This window comes from Limosilactobacillus caecicola (assembly GCF_943192935.1).
GTDB classification, from domain to species: Bacteria; Bacillota; Bacilli; order Lactobacillales; family Lactobacillaceae; genus Limosilactobacillus; species Limosilactobacillus caecicola.
Genome location: NZ_CALPCI010000004.1, coordinates 63,756 through 86,146 on the forward strand (window position 1 = coordinate 63,756; position 22,391 = coordinate 86,146).

A 22,391-nucleotide genomic window follows, 5' to 3' on the forward strand; every position below is an offset into this window, starting at 1 on the left:
AAACAAAGTCGATTATACGACGTAGAATCGCGAACACTAACAAATTTCATTCAACGCAAAAAGAGCATGACTGCCAAAGTTGGCGTCATACTCAATTAACATTTTAAAGCAAGAAATTAGTCTTCCTTCTTGCGCTTCAAGCCAAAGGCCAGCAACCCGGCCATAGAAGCGGCGGCCAAGCCGAGAACTCCAGCTTGGTCATGCGTCTCGTTACCAGTTTGTGGTAATTGCTTAGCAGCGCTCTTCGTGTTGTTAGCGCTAGTTGAGACGTTTTCTTGTGACAATACCGCATCGCTTTCGCCATTTGGTAAAGTCGTGCCGTGGTTACCAGTCGTGGTGGTTTCACCTGACGACAGCTTGGTGTAACTAATTTCGATTGTTGCGTCACTGGTTAATGGATCACCAGCAGGAACTTGATCGCTGGTTACTTGGTAACCAGCAATTTCTGGAACATCCAGCGCCGTCCATTCACTGGAAGCAACTTGCCATGGTCCGTAGGTAACTTCACCAGTGACTTCATCGACAGTGGCCGTCCGGGACAACTTCGCAGTTTGCGTCGTTGTCTTAACAGAACCATCTGGTAATTTAACATTGATCGTCCGGGTGACCGTCTTGTTCAGATCATTTTCACCAACACCACTTGGGTAGTTCTTGTTAGGGTTGTCAGGCAAAATATCGGCCGTAGTCTTTGGATCGGTTGGTTGAACCGTAATGGTGGCGTGTTCAACTTTGACGGTAATTGGATCAATCCCGGCTGAGGTAACCTTGGCACTAGTTGGCAGGTTTTGTCCTGAAACAATCTTCCAACCAGCCGGAACACCACCGTTAATGTACTCAGTTACGTCTACGGTAGTATCCGTATCACCCTGGTAAGTTGAAGTTTTAATTGTATTACCATTTTCATCTTTGTAAGTAATCGTTCCCTTTTGTGGGTTAGCAGCATAATTAATGTAGAAGTTGTAGCTGCCTGGAAGCTGATCAAACTTAACTTCGTTCTTAGCATTAGCGTCATTAGTATTAACCATAAAGTCGTAGGTAAAGGTATGGTTAGTATCATCGTAACTGATGTTAAGCATTGGCCCCTTATTAGCATCTATTTCCTTGGAAACATAAGAATTTGGATCCGCGCTAATTGTGTAACCAGCTGGTTGATCAACTGGTGCACCCGTGATCAATGTCACATCGTCTGGACTATACTTCTTACTCCAAAGGTCCCCACCATCGACATTCTTATCAGTAGTTGTGTTGAAAGTCAGATACTTGGCGTTGTATGATGTACTGTAGGTAATTTCACCAGTAGCCAAGTTCTTCATTGCTGTCTTGTAAGCCGTGACGGTTTGGTTGGCAATAATCTTGTAAACGTAACCTGCATATTTATCAGCATGTGCAGAGTCACCAATTTCAGCAGCATATTCTGCAGCCGTCAGTGTTCCTTCACCCTTGTAAGTGTCAGGGAACTTTTCAACAACTTGGTAAGTTGCGGTTGCAGTTTGTTGATACTTAGGATCCTTAGTAACATCTTGCAGCACATTGATCTTAGCTGGAACGTCAAGGTAGGTACCGTCACTGAAGTTAATCCGTACAGTTCCAGACTTTTCACCAGCGGTTGAGGTGTCTGGTTGTCCATCAGGAGCCCAAGTCATGTAGAAGCTCTTTTGTCCATCAGTAAAGTCACTGGCACTGTTGACGTTGGTACCACCCCAACCATTTTCAAGATCAGTAACGTTGATTAATTGACTGAAGTCACTTTGAGGAAGTTTACTAATATCCTGGTTTTGATCGTACTGCTTAGTTTGACCGGTGGTTGCACCATAGAAGTCAGCAAACATCCAGCCAGCTTTTTCGCCCTTAACATAGACTGCCGGATTATAGCCAAATAACTTAATAATCTGGTCACTCCAGTTATATGCTATATCAAATTTTGGCTCACCATAGCCTTGGTGAACCGTCGAAGCCGTGCCATTAGTAAAGTTGCTTACGTTGGTCTTAATTGGCGTGCCATTCGTCCACGTGCTGGAATCTCCATACCAAGTAAAGCTAAATTCACTAGCTGGGAATGACTCCAGTGGTTTCATTCCACTTGGCATTAACCCACTGTTAGTTGTTGAGTCGATTGGGTCCAACACATAGGTTTTCCCATCAGCAGATAAACGGTAAGTGATCGTAGACGGTGCATAATTGCTGTTACTACTGTATGTTGAATCTGCATGAATAGTTATTGTATTTGGAACTGTCTTAGCTGCCGGATCATCAGGGCTGTCACCACTAGTCTTATGATAAGTACCAGTAATTGAAGAATAACCTACATCACGGTTAGTAGCCAAAGTCCCTTCTGGTGCTAATTTTTGTTCATTCGCAGTATTATCTGCAGTCTTAACCGTATTAGTTTTTTCATCAGTATCTTGGGAGGAATTTGACGGATCACTTACAGCTTGATTAGCAGAGCTGTCCGTACCCCCACCATTTTGATTTTGAGTATTTGTAACGACTGGTGTGTTCGTAGTATCAGTGGTGTCCGCATGAGCAGTCACGCTGTAACCACCAAGGAATGCTAAACCGATCAAAACAGAGGCAACCCCGACTCCGTACTTACGAAGACTAAACCGTTGCCGTTGATCCTTCATCTTCCGTATTATTTCTTGTTGATTGTTTTTACTCACAATTATTCCTCCCAGATTAACTTATAAAGTACTTTGTGAAGATTTTGATGATTTTTTATGATCATTAGCGCAATAAAGAACCCCTTAGTTAGATTTTTAGGTCTAGCGAGGGGAATTTTTAAATTTTACGTTGAGGTGAGTAATTACTCACTATATTTCAAAAAGGAAGTGGTGGCAACGCATTAAGCCTCGACCACCAAATGCCCAATCGCGAATTTTTTTGGGGGGCAGATTGGCTATATGGCGCAATCCGACGCCCTGTATGAGAGCCTCACTGCCGAAGAAAACCCCACCTTCTTCGGCGAGATGAAAGGAATGGCTAAGCAACAATTACAAGCAGAAATTGCGAAAGTGGCCCAGGTCGTTGACCTGACGAATACATTATCTAAACGAGTTGGTGAATATTCTAGAGGAATGAAGCGGCGACTGTCACTGGCGATCGCCCTCTTGAACACCAATCACATATTAAAAATGACGTGTAAAATTGGCTAGCTGAAGAAGGCGACTACTTACTAAGACCCAATATCATGATGATCGTCTTGATTTAATTCACCAACTACTACTTTTTTATAATAACGACAAAGCAACATTAATTGATAAGCTTACTGACACAGTGTTTGCTAGTGATTAAGTGACTGGTAATGGTTCGGGGTCTTATACTTTTCAATGCAGTCGTGGCCGAACAACACCTCGTTGGAAATTTTGATTTACTGCGTGAAGCTTGTGAAAAGCTTGATCCAAATTTTGAACTTTTAAAAGCTGGTGCTGAACATGCTGATGTACTAATTAGATGCTATCTACTACCCGACTCAGTAGAAGAAGTAGTTAATGAAATGTTGAAATAATACTACAGAAACAATAAAACCCGATACAAAAAAATGTACCGGGTTTTGTTTTACGCGCTTAATTAGTTTTTACCAAACCATTGGGACCGTCCGTATAGCCTTCAAAGTTATCATGAGATTTGGGAAGATAATTGGGATCATTTTCTGGCAATTGCGTTCGTTCTTCAAATGACATATTACTACTACTTGAAGAACTGCTTTGGCTACTTTCATTGGTACTTGTTGAATTCGTGGAACTATCGTTATCAGGTTTATCATAACCATTTTCTTGCACTTTTTGTTCCTGTGATTTTTTTGCTTTATTGAACATACTCATAAAATCTTCATAAGTCATATCAATTTTAGTAGAAGTATCGGCAGTCCAGCTATACTTCGCATTTTTTGCTGAAGCAAAAGTTTTGAATTTATTTCCAACTAATTTTCCCTTCAATACAAAGTAATCATTGTCATAGATACTATGCATCTTAATTTGAAAACGATTATTTCCTAAGGACTTCCAAGTGCCTCGCATAGCACCCCCATAATAACCGTTATCATCATTACCTGTTTCAGGAGTGCAGTACATTAGGGTGCCATCTTTCTTAAAGTACCAATAATCTGGTTGTTCGTTTCCGTCATCATCAGTACTAGGTGTACGATATACACCACTAAGAACTTGGTTATGGCTGGTCGATTTTTTACTATGCGTATTGTTTGAACAACCAGCTACTAAAAATACAAAGCCAACTAAACATAAAGACAATATCAATCTGGTTACTTTTTTCATATATAAACTACTCCCAATAATGTTTTTCAATGTTTATTACTTGTAGTACCCCTCAAAGGCAAACACTTCGAGCATTGTTTTATTCAATAGATCAGTTTTCTAGCAAATCCTCTACAATATTCGTTGCATTTTGGTCATGCGTCTTTTGGTCTTCCATTATTTTATTATCTAATTTGTCCTCTGGCTTTTTCGTAAATTGCCCGTTTTTGTACGAATAAATGATTTTTTTATCACCCTGGTAAACATTTACGGTCCAATTTTTCAGATAACTTTTAGATTTATAAACGTTGTAACACATGGGTTCCACACTAGTTTCGGTAATATCCATCATGCCCATTGCACCAGTTTGGTCTTCATCATCCATAGTCAACCAACGGTTAATAGTCGACACATGGTTGTTATAGTATGAATACATATTAGCCTTAATTTGGTCCATTAACTCTTGATGTGGATATAGCTTAATAAGCTTATCTTTGGAATTAACTTTGACTGTGTACTTACTACTTAAATTACGTAAAGCGGCACCGTTATTGGTGTAAATCTTATTCAATTCTGATTTTGCACGCTGATTTTGAATACTTCTATACATGTGCGGAGCTAATAATACCAAAATAATTAGTACTATCACGGTGCCCCATTTATACCGTTTGTCATTCATAAATTTTTCTTTCATTTTTTATTCCCCACTATAAAAGTGGCCAGTTATTGATTGGCCACTTTCAATTTATATCTCAGCATCATTTTTTAGTTATGACGCTTTTTGTTAATACCAACAAATCCAAACATGGCTACAACAGAAGCCATACCTAAGCCAAGTACACTCATAACTTTATTAACGTTATTTCCAGTTTGTGGCAACTTACCGTTATCGAATTGAGTACGACTAGTAATGGCATTACTTTGTGATAATGCCACAGCGTTGGCAGCAACGAACTTCGTGCCGTTGTTTGTGTCGTTTTTAGCAACAACTACGTTACCGTCAGTACCGTTGGTCTTAACAGCATTTTCACCACGGTCTTCGGTTTGGCCGGTGTGACTATCCGTCTTGCTGTTGTCCTTGCCAGGTTCCGTGCCGGTGTGGCCGGTATCGCCACTTGGATCTGGTTGAACTGGCGTCACGGCAGCTAAGACGTTGAAGTGGACCGGCTTGGTGACCGATGAACCGTCAGGGAAGGTTACTAAGACGTCTTCGTCGTAAGCGCCTGGGGTCGTCATGTCGTTCTTAACCGCCTCGGCGTTAGCCCAAGCGACCGTGGTACCAGTTGGTACCGGGTCGAGACTAGAGCTGGCCACTTCTAAGAAGGAAGCCAGTACTAAGGATTGGGTTGGGTCCGCCTTAGTTGGGTTAGCCAAGGTTGGTGTTGGCAAAGCATCACCAACGTGCACATCAGTGATTGGGTTGATGGCAACCGAGTCACCGTAAACCTTGTCGTCAGAGATTAAGTTAGCCTTGGCCTTGTCGAAGGCAGCTTGCGCAGCGTCAGCCTTAGTTTGGGCGTCAGCAAGGGCCTTTTGTGCTTGGTCAGCGGCATCTTGGGCCTTCTTCAAGTCACTCGCCGTGGTGTCCGCCTTGGATTGAGCAGCTTGGAGCGCTTCGTTGGCAGCGTTGGCCTTGTCTTGCGCGTCGGTGAGGGCCTTGTCAGCGTCTGCCTTGGCGTTCTTGATGGCGTCAAGTTCAGCTTGGGCGTCCTTCAAGGTCTTGGCCGTGGCGTCCGCCTTGTCTTGAGCGGTCTTCAAGTTGTCGTTAGCGGTTTGCAGAGCTGCGTCGGCCTTGTCCTTTGCAGTTTGTGCATCGGATAATGCTTGCGTAGCTGAAGCAACCAACTGATCAGCTTGGTCCTTGTTGGCTTGGGCCGTCTTCAAGTTAGCTTGAGCGGTTGCCAGATCCATGGTGTCCTTCTGTAATGAAGCGAGGTTGTCTTGAGCCTTCGTTAAGGTATCAGCGGCCTGACTTTGGGCCGTTTTCGCATCGGCCAGCTTCGTTTGCGCAGTCTGCAAAGCAGTTGATGCGTCATCGGCCTTAGATTGGGCCGTGGCAACGGCTTGCTTGGCCGTGTTGATCTTCGAAACTAAGTCAGAAGAAGATGAGGCCGCGTATACATCGGCAAGCTGGTTACTTGCATCATTAGCAGCCGTCTTGAGGGCTTGAACTTGATCATAAGTATCAATATCTCTTTGATAGGTATCTGCCCAGTCACCGGCCGTCCCATCTGCGATTGCTTGTTTCTCTTTATTGTACATATTTTCATCGATAGCACTCAAACCGTACTTGTGTGTTGCACAATATTCTGTGATATCTTGAATGGCTTTTTGATATGCTGTCTTAGCGCTTTCAACTTCGGTAGTGTCTTGCGAATCAGTTAATCCAAGCGGAGTTTGGTATTGCGGTTGGTTAACCAATGCATCAGCACCAGCACCAGCAATAGTAGTAAGCGGAGCCATGTTAAAGTGGAATCCACCACCATGAAGATTCTTTTGACCATAAAATCCACTAGTTGTATAGTCTGTGGTATCGTAGTCATATTGCACACCAAGTTGGTCAGCTTGCGCGCCTTCTTTTGATAAAGAACCACCATTTAAACCACTACCTAAAATAGATAAAGTGTGTCCATATGCGGAAGCTGAATCTTCAAATAATAAAGCAACAATGGAGTCATAAATACCATGCTGAAGGTCATTACGGGTTAAACCATCAAAGCTAGCTTGCCAAACATCATTAGTCATATCTGGACTTCCTATGAAGGTTTCTTTAGCGAAACTCATGTCACCAGCCCAAGCCTCTGAAAATTGGTCACTTGTACCTAACCATTTTTTACTAACAACATCTAAGGCATTATTATTGTGGCCTTTGTCCCAGTTATTCCACTTATCTTTGTAATCTTCAATTACATTATCCGTTGCCATCTGAACTGCTCCAGTGGTAACAATAGTTTGCGGTGCTCCAACTTGCTTACGAATGTGGTTAATTAGAGCGGCCGCATATTGAGAAGCGTAAGTAGCGTCTTCTACAGATAGGTGTCCATCACTAGTCAAGGTAACAGGGATAGCTTCGGCAGCAGGATCATCTTTATAGGTGTTCAGCTTTTCACTGTTAAATCCTTCTTGCTGGAATCTGTTAAACTCTGTTGAATTGTTATCTTTATTAATTGTAGATCCGTTAATATACTTGGATTGGTCCTTCAACATTGCGGCCGCATCCTTGATCCATTCGTCAGTGGCCGTGATGGTGTTGACGATGGTTTGACCGTTTTGTAATTGGTCGAGGGCGTCTTGAGCACTCTTCAAGCTGTCTTGGGCCGTGGTGTTAGCCGAAGTCTTCGCGTCGACGTCGGATTGGGCGTCACTAACCGTTTGGTCAGCTGCGGACTTGGTCGTGGTGGCATCGTCGACGGCCTTTTGCGCGTCGGACAAGGCTTGTTCGTGGTCTTGAGCATTCTTGACATCACTTTGGGCCGTGTCGAGGCGATCTTGGGCCGTCGATTGGGCCACCTCGGCCTGATCTAAACTGTCTTGGGCGGTCTTGGCCTGCGTATCGGCCTGGTCTGCCTCAGTGGCGGCCTGTGATTGCGCAGCGGAAGCTGACGTGAGGTCGGCTTGGGCACTGTCATTGTTCTTGGTGGCGTCATCGACCGCGGATTGGGCGTTTTGTTCAGCGTTCGGGTCAGCAGCCACTTGGTCAGCGGCCTTTTGTGCCGCATCAAGAGCCGTTTGGGCGTCGCTAGCTTGCTGTGTAGCATCGCTAACGGCTTGTTGAGCATCGGAAGCGGCTTGACTCGCATTGGCTAAATCACCTTGTGCCTGGGTGTTCGCCGCGGTTGCGTCAGCTAAGTTGGATTGAGCGTCCGTGTTGGCCTGCTTAGCGTCCGCATAGTCTTGCCGACTCTGGTCTTGAGCCTGCTTTAAGCTTGATTGCGTTGCGTTAGTTTGTTGCGTGTCCGTTGGGGCCGCGGTGTCAGTTGTGGCGGCATCGACATGAACCGTCGTTGCAGCACCGGCCGCTACCGCTAAGGTAGCCGCAGCAGTTAAGGTAACGTTCTTCTTTAAATTCTTTGATTGCATTGTAATACTCCTTTATAAAAATTAGTGCATTGTAAAATAAATTTGATAACACCAAAACGAAAAGCCGAGCGTGCTCGACTGGTTTAGAAATCAGTTCAAAAGAACTGTACAGGCACGTCTCGGGATCGAACCGATGGAAGTTGACCATTCAGCGACGCGGTTACATTAATCAAGAAATGATCATTCATTAGTTACGCGATTTCTTCTTGTTAACCGCAGTTAAACCAATGGCAGATAACATGCCAGAAACACCGAGCGCAATGGCACCGGTAATGGAGTGATTACCAGTTTGTGGTAATTGACCATTATTTAGTTGCTTGCGACTGGTAATTGGTGCAGTGGTGGTGTTAGCAGTAGTTGATGGCGTGGTGCTGTTGGTTTTAACGATTTGACCATTAATTACGGTATAGCCTGGAACGATTTGGCCTTGTGCATTAACTACTTGCCCTTGCGCGTTGATGTGTAAGCCGTTATTTGAATTGCTAGATTGGTGCAATGCTGGATTAGCTTTAACGTGTAAGGTAATTGTCTTGGTGACCGTTGAGCCGTCAGGGAAGGTAATTAAAACATTTTCTTGGTAATCGCCAGCAGTTTGACTATCATGGTTGACTTGTGCTGGATTGGACCAAGTAATGGTGGTGCCTTCTGGAATCGTGTCACCAGAAATGGCCGCTAGGTTCATGAACATTGCCGTAACTTCATTGTTTTCACGATGAGCCGTCATTGGGTTATCAAGAACTGGTGATGGTACCGCGGTACCGGCCGTCATGGTGAGATCATGAGTCTTAACAACGTCACCGTATTGTTCAGCGTCAGTAATGAGTTCACTAACTGCTTGATCATAAGCGGCCTTAGCTTTGTTATAGTTAGTTTGGGCAGTTGCTAGGTTATCATTAGCTGTTTTTGCATCATTCTTAGCCTGTTCAAGTGATGGCGTGTCAGCATCTAATTTGTTTTGTGCGGTTTGAACTAATTCTTGAGCAGTTTTAAGTTGATCTTGAGCGGCGGTTAAGTTATCTTGTGCCTTCTTTAACAATTCCTGCGCGTTTTCCAAGTTGTTAAGTTTTTCAGCCGCATCACTAGCAGCTTGCTTGGCTGATGTTAAGTCATCGTTAGCGCTCTTTAAAGCGGTTTGTGCTTGATCAAGCGCGGTTTGTTTAGTAGTAACATCAGCTTGGGCTGCTTCAAGAGCTTGTTGGTCTTTGGCTAATTGATTTTTGGCGTCTTGAAGCTTTTGTTGCTTAGTTGCAACATCTTGTTGAGCGTCAAGGTAAGCTTGGTGAGCTTGATCATAAGCGTTTTGTGCTTCAGTAACCGCGGTGTTAGCTTGGGTTTGCGATGATTTAGCATTTGCTAACGCGTTTTGTGCATCCGTTAATGATTGTTTAGCATTAGCTAATTTTTGATTAGCTGTAGCTAGTATTTCGTTAGCCGCGTCAGCTACGTTCTTAGCTGAATTGTAATTGCTTTGTGCAGTAGTTTGGGCGGTTTGAGCTGTTTCTAAGGCTGACTTAGCATTGGTTAATGCTTGTTGCAACGCAGTCGTGTCAGTTGATTGATTCGATAAACCGTAAGAAGTTGAGTTGTTAATGGTAGCGTCGTTAGTGTTATTGTTAGTTAACAAATAGAAACGACCACCTTGTTCGCCATTGGAATTAGCAAAGGCAAAACCAAAGTAGGTCTTAGCAGCGGTAGTTGTGCCAAGAATAAAATCAGAATCAGTCAATAAGTCGATGTTTTGACTGTTCCAAGTTGTAGCAGTGCTGGTTCCACTAGCGTGTTCGAGAAGAATGTTAGCAAAGAGCGTCTTGAAATTACCAAGGTTAAGTTTGTGACCAGCGGTACCGCTGAAGCTAAAGCCATTGGTGCTAAAGTAATCACCGTTTTCATTACCATAGCCAAACGTGACGGTAGTTTCAGCTGTAGTTGGGGTGGTCTTTTCTGATAAATCACTAATGTCTGGAATGGTACCGCCCCAGCTAGTTGTCTTAGTCTTAGGGTTTTGAGCGTAAGTGTAAGCATCGTTCATCACCGCTTGATTTGGAATGACTTCATTGGTCATGCCAAGCGCTTGATGAATTCCATTCACTAAGGCTGCCACGAATTCATGAACTTCGATATTTAGTTGTGAATTGGTATGTAATGAGTCGAGGACATTATGAATTGCGTACATTACATCGGAGGTCGTTAACGTCGTTGAGTTATCAGAACCGGTTGGTGTGTACGTAATGGTTAAGCCTTTTTCCATTGTTGATTTTAAGCTAGCACTGTGATCACCATTACGCCATTGAGCAGCAGCGTTCTTAGCGGCATCCGTTGCCGTAATCGTTAAACCCCAACTAGCCGGATCAGTAATACTGCCTTTAGTTGGTTGGCTAGCTTGATTTAATGCTGCTTGAGCGTTGTTAACGGCAGTTTGTTTAGCTGTAACGTCTGTATTGGCGTTATCAAGTGCAGTTTTAGCTTGATTCAAAGCGGCTTGTTTAGCGTCAGCATCGGCTTGTGCTTGTTGTTGAGAAGCAGAGGCTTGGTCAACAGCAGCTTGAGCGTCAGCTACAGCTTGCGTTTCCTTAGTAACGTTATCATTAGCATTACTTTGATTAGTTTTAGCTTGGTCTAAGGCCGTTTGGCTTGATCTTGAGCTTGCTTAGCACTAGTAGTGTCCATGGCTTGGGATGCGTTATTGACTGTAGCTGTGTCAGTATCGACCTGCGATTGGGCCGTGGCTGCGGTTTGTTTAGCGGTATCTAGGGCCGATTGAGCATTAGTAACTGCTTGTGATTTAGCATTAACATTGTTTTGTGCAGTTGTAACTTGTTGATCAGCCTTGGTCTTATCATTTTGAGCCGTAGTAATGGCATCGGGGGTTGCCGCATTGGCATTTGACTGAGCAGTTGTAACAGCCTTTTGGGCGTCATTAACAGCAGTTTGTGCCGTTTGGGCCTGTTGACTGACTTGGTCTAAGGTAGTTTGATCTTGATCAACCGTTGCTTGAGCCTGACTTTGGGCGGTATTGGCACGGTCTGCTGCAGATTGGGCGGTATCAAGGTTAGTTTTTGCATCGGATAATTGTTGTCCGGCTTTGATGACTGCGTCTTGGGCCTTTTCTTGGGCAGTTTCCGTGTTAGTTTGTACCGTTTGGCTGTTAGTATTTGACGGGGTTTGGTCAGTGGTTGTGTCGGCATGGACCGTAGTGGCAGCACCGGCGGCAACAGCCAAGGTAGCCGCAGCAGTTAAAGTAACGTTCTTCTTGAAATTCTTTGATTGCATGATTATGTTATTAATCCTCCCAGTAAGTAAAATTCGCATCTGATATGCACCCCGTATTTTAAACGAATTTCGGCAAAGCGCTTATTTTTTCAACAAAATGCAATTTAATTCAGCGAATGTTCTAATTGGATTAGTATATTTTTATGTCTATTGGAACTTAAAACGATAGACCATGAAAATTACGATTGATTTAAAAAGGATTAATCGTAAAAATGACAGATGTTACTAACATTGGGGAGACTATTGCAAAAGTGCGGCGCAAAAGGAAAATGACGCAAGAGCAACTAGCTGAACAAAGTGAAATCACCGTAAATTATCTATCTAAAATTGAACGTGGTGCTGCTCAAAATTTTAGTGCAATCAACCTTATAAACATTGCTCAAGCTCTACAAATCAGTATTGACCAGTTAGTCAGCGGATCTATTGAGAGGATTGATTCAAATCAGGAACCCACACCCAATATTACTGAGTTAAACTTCCTATTATCTAAGTTTGACAACCATCATCGTGAAGCTATCGCTGGATCAATAGTTAAAGCCATCAAATAACTACAAAATAAAAACGGTAAGTAATCGTCATTTAGACAACTACTTACCGTTAATTTATATATGCTATAATGTTTCAGCAGGCAAGTTTTAAGGACGGTGGCTGTCATTCTCTACGGAGGTGGTTCACATGAACTTTACTCTCACGAAAGGATTCACAGCCCGTGAGCGACTACCAAGTCCTCATGCTAATGTTGGCGTTCGGTACTTTCGTACTGGCATTGCTAACTTTTGTTTTCAGCTTTTGCTAAAACTAATAAAAGCCGTCCTCGTTAACTTTGGCAGGTTTACGGACGACTTTCATTAGTCTCTAGTAACAAGGCCACCGTCTTTTTAACGGGCCTGTTTTTTGTATACATAAATTATACCATAAGGTTTCATATAAAAAAAGAGCGCCTATTAAGCGCCCCAACCGGTTCGACTCAAATAATCAACTGAAGTCATTTTGCACACCGGCATAATTCTATTAATAGTTAAAATTATAATACAAAACGTCTAATTAAGCGGTTGTATAAATAGCACCATCAAATAAGTGCCTTTCTTCAACGATAAGTGGCATTAATATCGATGTAAAAAAGATGGCTAGACTAAAAATGTAAACATTACATTTAAGATCCAATCATCATTTCTACAGGAATGTTTTTATTTACAAAGAGCTTTCTCACGCTTTTCTCGAGCTTTTTATTTGATATCTGGTATTAACAGACTTTCCATCCTGAATAATGCTTCCCTGATCCACTAAAAATTGCTGTAGATTGCTGTAGATTTTCTACAGCTTTTTATATTTAGTATTAACAGAGCTGCCAATTTTAGTAAGTTTACCTTCATCTGAAAGTTCTTTAAGATACTTTTTAATGTAGTACATCGATAAATCCAGTTCATTTTGCAGCTTCTGTCTCGATTGAGGTCCTTCCTGATCCAAAATTAGTAATAATTGTGCCTTCGTTGAAAGGTCTTTATTAGTATGTTGTGTAGCTGAGGATTCGATATGTCCAGCATAATTAACATTAGGCAACGTCACCTTAAAGGAATTTGGCCGAACCTCAAACTGTGGTTCTTGATCCGATTCCTGGTATGCATCAACCATCCGGCGAATCCCCGTCCCGTAATTTTCAATATATTTTAATTTATCCAAAATATGCACTAATTGTGGATTACGAACTGCCGTCATACCATCTTTAATTTCATCTAATGTTAACCCATCTGGAATTCCTCCAGGAGAAAGAATTTCCATTCGATCATCAAAGATTTCAACTTTAATTGTTGAATGTAATAAGTAGTCTCGATGGGCAAACGCATTTACCACAACAGCCTCTCGAATCGCTGCATCGGGATAATCCTTCACTTCGTGCCTTTGCGGATTACCATCAATTTTTATATTGGTATGGTTATTTAGACCAATATAGTAAAGCAGTTCATCAATTTGACCCGTTAAGCCTCCCGTAATTTCACGTTTATCTTTAAATTCCATTACATTAGTGCCTTGATAAATCGCTACTTTGGTAACGGTAGTATTCTGGTCACTAACTAAAAGTGCTGCATTATTGTAAATATCAGAAGACTTCAGCATGTGAAGAGCCTTAGCACTAAAGTCGAGATTCTTTGTTACGGCACGCTTTTTTAACGTATCAAATGTTAAATTTTGTTCTGCCGACATTTCAGCATCAAATTCATTACTTTCACTATTTTGCTGTAGCATTCGCTTAATCTGTTCATTAGTTGCCCGTACTGCTGAACTACCATACCGAATATAAACCCCTTTGGGCGAGAAGCCTTCACTTTCTATTGCATAGGGCTTATGTCGACCGGGTTTAACTTTAATCGTAAATACTTCATCATTAGGTCTAATGTCAATTAAACTAAAAGGGGTCGGATAAAAGGCATCGGTATACCAACGATTTAACTTCTCTTCCCAAATGTGACGTTTATTTTCCATCTCGTTTTTGGGTAGAAAATAATTAAAGGGACTAGCCTCATAAAACAGCTAATCCCTTTATTACTACTTGATCTCATCGTCACATTTCGGTAGAAAAACGGTAGACAACTTGTCTCAAACCCGCTTTTTCTAAGAATTCACCCTTACTACAAATGCCGTCAAATTAGGTTTCCCTCTTCAAGTTATAGTTAAAAATTATTCGTACTCAATCGTCGAAGGCGGCTTACTCGTGACATCGTAAAGGATCCGGTTAACGTGATCGACTTCGTTAACGATCCGGACCGAGATCTTTTGCAGGACGTCCCACGGAATCTTCGCAAAGTCGGCCGTCATTCCGTCAATGGACGTAACGGCACGAATAGCAACAGCGTAGTCGTAGGTCCGGCCATCTCCCATGACCCCGACGGAACGAATTCCTGGCAAGACGGTAAAGTATTGCCAAATCTTTTCGTCCAAGCCAGCTTTGGCGATTTCTTCCCGGAGGATTGCATCACTTTCCCGGACAATTTCGAGCTTTTCTGGAGTAATTTCACCAATCACCCGGATCCCCAAACCAGGGCCAGGGAATGGTTGGCGCCAAACTAACTCGTGTGGGATCCCCAGTTTTTCACCAAGTTCACGGGTTTCATCCTTAAAGAGGCTACGGAGTGGTTCGATTAACTTGAACCCAAGCTTCTTCGGTAAGCCCCCAACGTTGTGGTGGGACTTGATCGTTTGGGCAGTATCCGTCCCAGATTCAATCACGTCGGTGTAGAGAGTCCCCTGAGCAAGGAATTCGGCATCGTCCATCTTCTTGGCTTCTTCGTTAAAGACTTCCACGAATTCCTTCCCGATGATCTTCCGCTTCTTTTCAGGATCAGTGACGCCCTTGAGCTTTCCTAAGAATCGGTCACTAGCGTCGACCTTGATGATGTTGACCCCGAGGTCACGGTTCAAAGCATTCATGACTTGGTCCGCTTCGTTCTTCCGTAACAGACCGTGGTCGACAAAAATACAAGTCAGCTGGTCACCAATGGCCTTGTGGATCAGCACGGCAGTGACGCTAGAGTCGACCCCACCGGATAAACCGAGAATGACTTTCTTGTCACCAACTTCTTCGCGGATCTTGTCCACTTGCATGTCGATAAAATCATCCATCGACCAGTTGGCCTTCGCACCACATACCCCAAAGGCAAAGTTCTTTAAGATATCGAGTCCGTATTCGGTATTCCGGACTTCCGTGTGGAACTGTAAACCATACAGTTGCCGTTCATCATCCGCCATGGCCGCAATCGGGCAATTCTTACTGGTGGCAGTCACGGTAAAGCCATCTGGCACCTTGGTGACCCGGTCACCGTGGCTCATCCACACGTACTGCTTCTTTGGTAAATCAGCAAAGAGCTTGGCATTGTCGTCCGTGACTTCAATGTCGGCACGGCCGTATTCGGAATCATCAGCTGATTCGACCTTACCACCCAAGTCATAGGCCATCAGTTGCATCCCGTAACAGATTCCTAAAATTGGGATCCCCAACTTGTAAATCTCCGGGTCAACTGAAAAGGCATCCTTGGCGTAGACAGAATTTGGCCCACCAGAGAAGATAATCCCCTTGGGGTGTAATTTTTTGATTTCTTCAGCGCTGACCTTGTGTGACATTAACTCAGAGTAAATGCCAAAGTCCCGGATCCGCCGGGTAATCAATTGATTGTATTGACTACCAAAATCCAGTACCAAGATCTTATCAAACGCATCTAAATCGACGTTCGCCACTATTCCCACTCCTTTATAATGAATTCAAAACTTAGGACCATTGTACGGTGTTTACCAAACGAGGTCAATACAGCAAGGACGAACGGTTGTGCATTTGCGAATTTTTTCTAAAATCCCGCCACGCGCCCACCTCAAAACGCGATCCCTGCTATAATAATGCCAAACCAAAAAGGAATGATCATATGAATATTTATGGTGATTACGAAAATTCATTACACCGGGTCATGGATGACCTGCTCCAAAAAATTCAGAATTTAAACCAAGATGAAGTCACTCACCATCATCCCAAGCTTTACGAACACCTCATCAGCCGGGTCAAGGATCCGGACAGTATGGTGGAAAAATGCCAGCGTAAGGGTTACCCCGTCACTACTCAGGCCGCCCTTCGCCAATGCAAAGACGCGATTGGTTTGCGAATCGTCTGCAATTTCATTGATGACATTGACCGCTGCCTGACCCTGCTCCGCCACGTTGACTGGTGCACAATTGTCAAAGAAAAAGACTACATTACCAACGCCAAGCCCAATGGCTACCGGAGTTACCACCTCATTTTAGATGTGACGACCCCCTACCAAGACGTCGACGGGGCCGTCCCCGGTCATTACTACGCCGAAATCCAGCTCCGGACGATCGCGATGGATTCCTGGGCTAGCTTGGAACACGAAATGAAGTACAAGCACCACATTAATAATCCAGAACGGATCGGGAAAGAATTAAAACGCTGTGCCGATCAGTTGGCCTCGTGTGATGTCCAAATGCAAACCATCCGCCAGCTGATCAACGGCGACTAAGGAGATTACTATGCACATCTTATTAGCAGAAGATGAAGCCCAATTATCACGGGTACTGAAATTAGCAATGGAGAAGAGCGGCTACACCGTTGATGCCGCGGCTGACGGTCAACAAGCAGTCGACCTCGCGAAGAAAAACGCCTATGATGTGATGATTTTTGACATCATGATGCCGAAAAAGACGGGGCTGGAAGCCCTTCGCGAAATCCGAGCGACCGGTGACCGCACCTACGTGATGATGCTCACGGCGATGACCGAAGTTGACGACAAGGTCACGGGCCTGGACGCCGGGGCCGACGATTACATGACCAAACCCTTCTCACTCAAGGAACTCCTGGCCCGGCTCCGGTCGCTGGAGCGGCGAAACGAGGAACTCGACGACGATGTTCTGTCATTTGGTGACCTCACCGTTGATACCAACGAACAAACCCTGGAAAGTAACAATTCCATTAGTCTGACGAGTAAGGAATCGCGGCTTCTCCAATACTTGATTTTAAATGCCAATAAACAGCTTTCTAGTGACGACTTGTTGAACCACACCTGGGACGATGACGACGAATCGGCCGACGCTGAAGACGTCTGGTTCACCATCTCTTACCTGCGGCGCAAATTATCGTCCGTTGGTTCGACAGTCACGATTTCTGGAGAAAAGGACGGCCCATTTACCATTACTGCATAATTCAAGGAGGGATTACCAATGATTCGCCATTTTCAAAAACGATTTATTTTAGTGTCCACCCTCGCCCTGATTGTGGTGTTAGTGACCATCATTGGTAGCATTTCAGCCATTGCTTACTGGCGGTCCAGCAACGAAGTCAACTCTGTCTTAAGTTACCTGGTCCAAAATGACGGCCAAATGCAAGGACGACCACCACAGCGGCAGCAACCAATTCTCGCTTCCCACTTTTCTAAGGAAGGGATGTTTCAATACCGGTACTTTAGCGCCAAAATCAACCAACAAACCAAAAGTACCCAAATTGATGACCAGCACATTTTGAGCGTCAGCCCGGCCGCTATTCAGCGACTTGCTAAACGGGTCATTAAAAGCGGCACTTCCAGTGGGGCAATTACTTATCATGGCACCCGCTACGCCTACCGGGTGAAAAAATCCGGTCAGACCCAGCTGGTGGTCTTTCTGGACGAGTCACTCCTGATGAATGAAACTAGCGAAATTTTGCGTTTTAGTATCCTCCTCGGGATCGTCTCCTGTATTCTCTACACCACCCTCCTGGTTCTCTTTTCCAAGCGCGCGATTCGGCCGATCATCGAAAATGAACGCCGGCAACGGGAATTCATCACCAACGCCGGTCACGAATTGAAAACTCCGTTGACCGTCATCGCCGCAAATACGGAAATGCAGGAGCTAACCGATGGTGAATCTGAGTGGACCAAGAGCAATAAGGCCCAGGTGGAACGCTTGACCCTGCTGATTAATAACTTAATTGCCCTCGCCCGGTCGAGCGAGCGCCGCTCTGACGAAGCAGTGATCGACGTCGACGCCAGTGGCATTGCCAAAAGGGTTGCTGAGAGTTTCAAAGGAGTCGCCATGCATGACCATAAAAAAATGCTGGTCAATATCCAAAAGGGCCTCAAGTTCCGGGGCATCGAATCCCGCTATACTGAGTTACTCAACATTCTTTTGGATAATGCCACCAAATACTGTGACCCTGATGGGACAATTATTTTTACCCTGCAAAAGAACCGCCGGTCACGGAACCTCAACCTGACGGTCGCCAACTCCTATGCGGCCGGGAAGGATATCGATTATACCAAATTCTTTGACCGCTTCTACCGTGGCGATACCGCCCACAAGATCAAAAAACAAAGCGGCTTTGGGATTGGCCTATCGATGGCCCAACAAATTGTGGAACAGTCCCACGGCAAGATTAAGGCCGAATATAAAAATGGGATGATCGGCTTTCACATTACCCTTCGTTAATCTAAAACGGCATGGACGAAAAGCGTCCATGCCGTTTTTGGTCAATCTGCGCGCAGGTAAATGCGGTCAATTTTATGGTGAGCCGTCTTGTGGAGAATCACGTCCGCCCGGTTGCGGGTCGGCAGGATATAGTCACGGAGGTTGGGCAGGTCGACCGTGTCCCAGACCTCGCGGGCTTTGTCAAAGGCCACCTCCCGGGGGCCCTTGGTATAAGGGTAGTAATAATTGGCTGGATCTTTAAACGAGGTGTCTAGCAACATTCCAAACCGCTCCAGGTACCACTGTTTGACGAGGTCGGCCGCAGCGTCGACGTAAATCGACCAGTCAAAGAAGTCACTCACGTAGATTGGCTGGGCCGTGGGTAATTGCAAGACGTTAATCCCTTCCACAATTAAAATGTCAGGCTCGCGAATAATTTGTGGCTGGTCCGGCATAATGTCATAAGTGTTATGGGAATACGTTGGGGCGCTTACCTCATCTACCCCGGCCTTCACATCACTTAAAAAGGTGATGAGCCGTTCCATATCGTACGATTCTGGAAACCCCTTGCGGTCCATAATTCCTCGTTCGATCAACTCAGCGTTGGAATAAAGAAATCCGTCGGTGGTGATCAACTCTACCTTTTGGTCCGGCATTAACCGGTTTAACAGAATTTGCAGCAAGCGGGCAGTCGTACTCTTGCCGACCGCCACGGATCCCGCAATCCCGATAATGTAGGGAATCCGTCGTGACGACTTCTTCAAAAACGTCAGGCGCTGCAACTGCATTTGAATATAATTTTGGTACTGCAATTGAATCAGCTTAATGAGCGGTAAATATACCTCTTGCACATCTTGTAAGGAAATCTGGTCGTTCAGTGACTTAATCGCGTCCAGGTTTTCTTGCGTCAGCATGACACGCTCGCTTGGAAAAAAGCTGTGCCACATTTCGCGGTCAAACTGGTCATAATTTAACCATTCATCCATCATTATTCTTCCTCGGATCATTATTAATATTTCTATTTTACCATCGTTTACACCCGGAAACGACTCTGCTACACTGAAAATAATACTAAGGAGGGATACCGTGAAATTAGACGCCCGAACGGTTAGCACACACCTAACCGATTACGATCAAATTAAGCAACTGTACCATACAGCCTTCCCAGCCGAAGAACAAGTCAGTTGGTCCTCACTCATGCATAAGTCGCACTCGAAGCATGTCGAATTTTTGGCTTACTACGTTGACAGTGAATTCGTCGGGATGACCTACGTGATCCGGCACAGCAATACCAACCTCTTATTTTACTTTGCAATTGCTGACGGAGCCCGCGATCATGGTTACGGTGGTCAAATTATCGACTGGCTCCAGGAGAAATACCCGAATGAACCACTGGTGATTGAGGTGGAACCAGACGACCCCCAAGCTCCCAACCTGGAACAACGGCAACGCCGGTTTAAGTTTTACCACCGGCATGGGTTCCACGAAATCGGCCACCAGGTGGTCGAAGAAGGCGTGCCTTACGAGATCCTTTCAACCGACCCGACTTTCGATGTGCAACTGATGAAACCAATTTACCGCTGGTTCAGTTTTCCATTCATCAACCGGTCAAAATTAGAAATCAAATAACAAGAAAGCTCCCTGATGTCACATGACATCAGGGAGCTTTCTTTAATCTAATTGATTACTTCGTCGGGAACTTCTGACTAGAACTATTCTTGAGCTCTGGTGCATCCGTAGAGTAATCATTCATCGTGGTCTTATTACCATTCTTGGTCTTGACCGAAGTCTTCTTTTTCTTCTGTGCTTGCTTCAGCTTCTTCAAGGCCTTTTGAAGATTGTAAGTGTAACTCTTCTTGTTGACCTTCTTAAAGCCAGACAGCTTGTAGAACCGTAAGAGGTCACCATTCATGACCTTATCGGAAAGCCCCAGGTCGGTTGTCACCCACTTTTGGATCTTCGCGATCTGCTTCTTTTGCGTGGCGGTCATGGATTTAATCTGCTTACCGCTCTTGGTGTAGTAGTAATCACCATTGTACTTCGTGTACTTCGGAGTGACCCAATCACCATTTCTAAATGGGACAATTTGTTTGTTTTGCTTTGACAATAAGTCTTGACCAAATTGAATGTACTTGTTGGAACTAATCCCGAGCAAGTCTTCCAGCGTTGGTAGGACGTCAATTTCACCACCATAAGTGTGGTTAATTCCACCCTTGAGGCCTTGCATGTTAATCATGAATGGCACCTTTTGGAACATTGCCAGGTCATAATTATTGACGGACTTCTTACCAAGGATCTTGGCAATCGCGGCCTTGTGGTTATCAGAAATTCCGTAGTGGTCCCCATACAGAATCAGCACACTATTCTTCCGCAGGCCGGACTTGTCCAGGTAGTTAAGCAATTCACCAACGGATTGATCAAGGTAGTGGGCCGTTTGGACGTACGGGTCAACCGTATCGTCACCGGTCTTCAATGCAGAAATCGTCTTGTTCTTCTTATCCAGCAAGTATGGATAGTGGTTAGTAACCGTGATTAACTTCGCGTAGAACGGTTGTGGCAGTTGTTCGAGGTAATGGACGGAATCCTTCAGGAAGATCTTATCCTTCATCCCGTAACCAACTTCGCCGTCCTTGGTTGTTGGATAGTATTCCTTACTAAAGAAATAGTCGTACCCAAAGGACTTGTAAGCATTATCCCGGTTCCAGAAACTTGGGACGTCTCCGTGGAAGGAAGCCGTAGTGTAACCAAGTTTTTGGTGTAGCAAGGCCGGTGCCGATTGGAAGGTGTTGGTCGTCCCGTTGGTAACCATGGCCGAACCTTCTGCCAACCCAAAGAGGGAGTTTTCCAGCATCATTTCCGCGTCGGCCGTCTTTCCTTGACCAACTTGATGGAAGAAGTTGTCGAAGGACAAGGTGTTGGAGGAATGGTACAGTTTATTCAGGTTTGGCGTGACTTCCTGCCCATTGACCTTGTAGTCAATCAGGAATTGTTGGAAACTTTCCAAGTGGATAATAATGATGTTCTTACCCTTGGCCTTGCCATAGTACTGAATATTTGGTGACGCGTAATTCTTTTTAATCCAACGTTGGACCGGTGAGAGGTCCTTGGCACTCGCTTGGGACTTTACGACACTGTTGTGGGTAGTTTTGACCCCATCATAAATCGTATAGGCTTCAAGCCCCAGGTATTTAACGAGGTAGTTGTTGTCAAACGTCCGGGTCAGCAATTGACTCCGGTTAGTTTCTGCCATCCCCAGGTTGACCCCAAAAAGGGCAAATCCAATCACCGTAATCGTCGCGGCATAGCGGACCTTGAAATACCGCATATCTACCCGAATCACGTGGAACAGCAGAATCAAAATTACCAGAATGGCATCCAAGTAGACCAAAAAGTCGGTCGGTTGGATGATCCCGAGGAAGCTTTTGCCCAGGTTATTGGACGTCGCCCCACTCCCCTTGATCACGTTAAAGGTGATAAAGTCGGAGAATTCACGGTAATAGAGGATGTTAGCAAACAACCAGGTCGACAGCAAAATATTGATGATACTCATCAACCAATAGGACAATCGTCCCCGGAAATAAAGGGCAATCCCTAAAAAGACAATTGTCGCTGGTAAGGTGTTGAAAGCCAACAGGAACTCTTGGACGCCACCCTTGACCCCAAGGTTGAACTTGGTTTTATAGGCCCAGTAACTTTTGATCGCAAATAATACTACTGAAAAAATGAAGAAGCCTAATTTGGTATTTAGGCCGCGTCTTACTTTTTGCAACGCTGCATTCATTAAAATTTTTCCTCCGTCATCTTTTTCAACATTTACCATCATACCCTAATCCACTAATTTCGGCAGGTTAA

Annotated in this window: 16 protein-coding genes and 1 pseudogene; 7 read left to right on the forward strand and 10 right to left on the reverse strand. The window is 44.5% G+C overall.

The window, feature by feature from the left end; all coding sequences use genetic code 11:
* Positions 1-116 precede the first annotated feature (116 nt).
* A complete protein-coding gene (locus NFR43_RS06670) occupies positions 117-2,660 on the reverse strand; it encodes a mucin-binding protein (protein ID WP_251547679.1) in 2,544 nt (847 codons plus the stop codon).
* Positions 2,661-2,818: 158 nt separating this feature from the next.
* On the opposite strand from NFR43_RS06670, the pseudogene NFR43_RS06675 reads away from it, so the two are divergent.
* A pseudogene (locus NFR43_RS06675) lies at positions 2,819-3,128 on the forward strand (ATP-binding cassette domain-containing protein); the annotation flags it as partial.
* Positions 3,129-3,563: 435 nt separating this feature from the next.
* Here NFR43_RS06675 and NFR43_RS06680 read toward each other — a convergent pair.
* The 5 genes from NFR43_RS06680 to NFR43_RS06700 all read right to left on the reverse strand — a co-directional run bounded on the left by NFR43_RS06680 (position 3,564) and on the right by NFR43_RS06700 (position 11,600).
* Positions 3,564-4,271 carry a hypothetical protein gene (locus NFR43_RS06680; RefSeq protein WP_251547681.1) on the reverse strand — a complete coding sequence of 236 codons (708 nt, stop codon included), beginning with the start codon at positions 4,269-4,271 and terminating at the stop codon, positions 3,564-3,566.
* A 91-nt stretch (positions 4,272-4,362) separates the two neighbouring features.
* Positions 4,363-4,944 (reverse strand): hypothetical protein, encoded by a 582-nt coding sequence (locus tag NFR43_RS06685; protein WP_251547683.1) that lies wholly within the window; start codon positions 4,942-4,944, stop codon positions 4,363-4,365.
* Between the two features lie 71 nt (positions 4,945-5,015).
* A complete protein-coding gene (locus tag NFR43_RS06690) occupies positions 5,016-8,330 on the reverse strand; it encodes an SEC10/PgrA surface exclusion domain-containing protein (RefSeq protein WP_251547685.1) in 3,315 nt (1,104 codons plus the stop codon).
* Between the two features lie 187 nt (positions 8,331-8,517).
* Positions 8,518-10,803 (reverse strand): Rib/alpha-like domain-containing protein, encoded by a 2,286-nt coding sequence (locus NFR43_RS06695; protein ID WP_251547687.1) that lies wholly within the window; start codon positions 10,801-10,803, stop codon positions 8,518-8,520.
* A 143-nt stretch (positions 10,804-10,946) separates the two neighbouring features.
* Entirely contained in the window at positions 10,947-11,600 is a 654-nt protein-coding gene (locus NFR43_RS06700; protein ID WP_251547689.1) for a hypothetical protein, read from the reverse strand.
* Between the two features lie 212 nt (positions 11,601-11,812).
* On the opposite strand from NFR43_RS06700, the gene NFR43_RS06705 reads away from it, so the two are divergent.
* On the forward strand, positions 11,813-12,148 hold the full coding sequence (locus NFR43_RS06705) for a helix-turn-helix domain-containing protein (protein ID WP_251547692.1): 336 nt from the start codon (positions 11,813-11,815) through the stop codon (positions 12,146-12,148).
* A gap of 161 nt (positions 12,149-12,309) precedes the next feature.
* Entirely contained in the window at positions 12,310-12,396 is an 87-nt protein-coding gene (locus tag NFR43_RS08585) for a putative holin-like toxin (protein WP_407658146.1), read from the forward strand.
* Positions 12,397-12,914: 518 nt separating this feature from the next.
* On the opposite strand, the gene NFR43_RS06710 is transcribed toward NFR43_RS08585, so the two are convergent.
* Entirely contained in the window at positions 12,915-14,081 is a 1,167-nt protein-coding gene (locus tag NFR43_RS06710; RefSeq protein ID WP_251547693.1) for an ATP-binding protein, read from the reverse strand.
* Positions 14,082-14,276: 195 nt separating this feature from the next.
* Entirely contained in the window at positions 14,277-15,830 is a 1,554-nt protein-coding gene (guaA, locus tag NFR43_RS06715) for a glutamine-hydrolyzing GMP synthase (RefSeq protein WP_251547695.1), read from the reverse strand.
* 224 nt (positions 15,831-16,054) lie between these two features.
* Between guaA and NFR43_RS06720 the strand changes: the two genes are divergently transcribed.
* Genes NFR43_RS06720 through NFR43_RS06730 form a run of 3 tightly spaced genes read left to right on the forward strand, consistent with a single transcriptional unit; the run spans position 16,055 to position 18,560 of the window.
* Positions 16,055-16,621 (forward strand): GTP pyrophosphokinase, encoded by a 567-nt coding sequence (locus NFR43_RS06720; protein ID WP_407658147.1) that lies wholly within the window; start codon positions 16,055-16,057, stop codon positions 16,619-16,621.
* 10 nt (positions 16,622-16,631) lie between these two features.
* Positions 16,632-17,300, forward strand: a complete 669-nt coding sequence (locus tag NFR43_RS06725) for a response regulator transcription factor (protein ID WP_251547699.1) — start codon at positions 16,632-16,634, stop codon at positions 17,298-17,300.
* Between the two features lie 18 nt (positions 17,301-17,318).
* Complete coding sequence (locus NFR43_RS06730; protein WP_251547701.1) at positions 17,319-18,560, forward strand: sensor histidine kinase; 1,242 nt, start codon at positions 17,319-17,321, stop codon at positions 18,558-18,560.
* A gap of 41 nt (positions 18,561-18,601) precedes the next feature.
* On the opposite strand, the gene coaA is transcribed toward NFR43_RS06730, so the two are convergent.
* Positions 18,602-19,525 (reverse strand): type I pantothenate kinase, encoded by a 924-nt coding sequence (coaA, locus tag NFR43_RS06735; RefSeq protein ID WP_251547703.1) that lies wholly within the window; start codon positions 19,523-19,525, stop codon positions 18,602-18,604.
* A 100-nt stretch (positions 19,526-19,625) separates the two neighbouring features.
* Between coaA and NFR43_RS06740 the strand changes: the two genes are divergently transcribed.
* Complete coding sequence (locus NFR43_RS06740) at positions 19,626-20,168, forward strand: GNAT family N-acetyltransferase (protein ID WP_251547704.1); 543 nt, start codon at positions 19,626-19,628, stop codon at positions 20,166-20,168.
* Positions 20,169-20,223: 55 nt separating this feature from the next.
* On the opposite strand, the gene NFR43_RS06745 is transcribed toward NFR43_RS06740, so the two are convergent.
* Positions 20,224-22,320, reverse strand: a complete 2,097-nt coding sequence (locus NFR43_RS06745) for an LTA synthase family protein (RefSeq protein WP_251547706.1) — start codon at positions 22,318-22,320, stop codon at positions 20,224-20,226.
* Positions 22,321-22,391 lie beyond the last annotated feature (71 nt).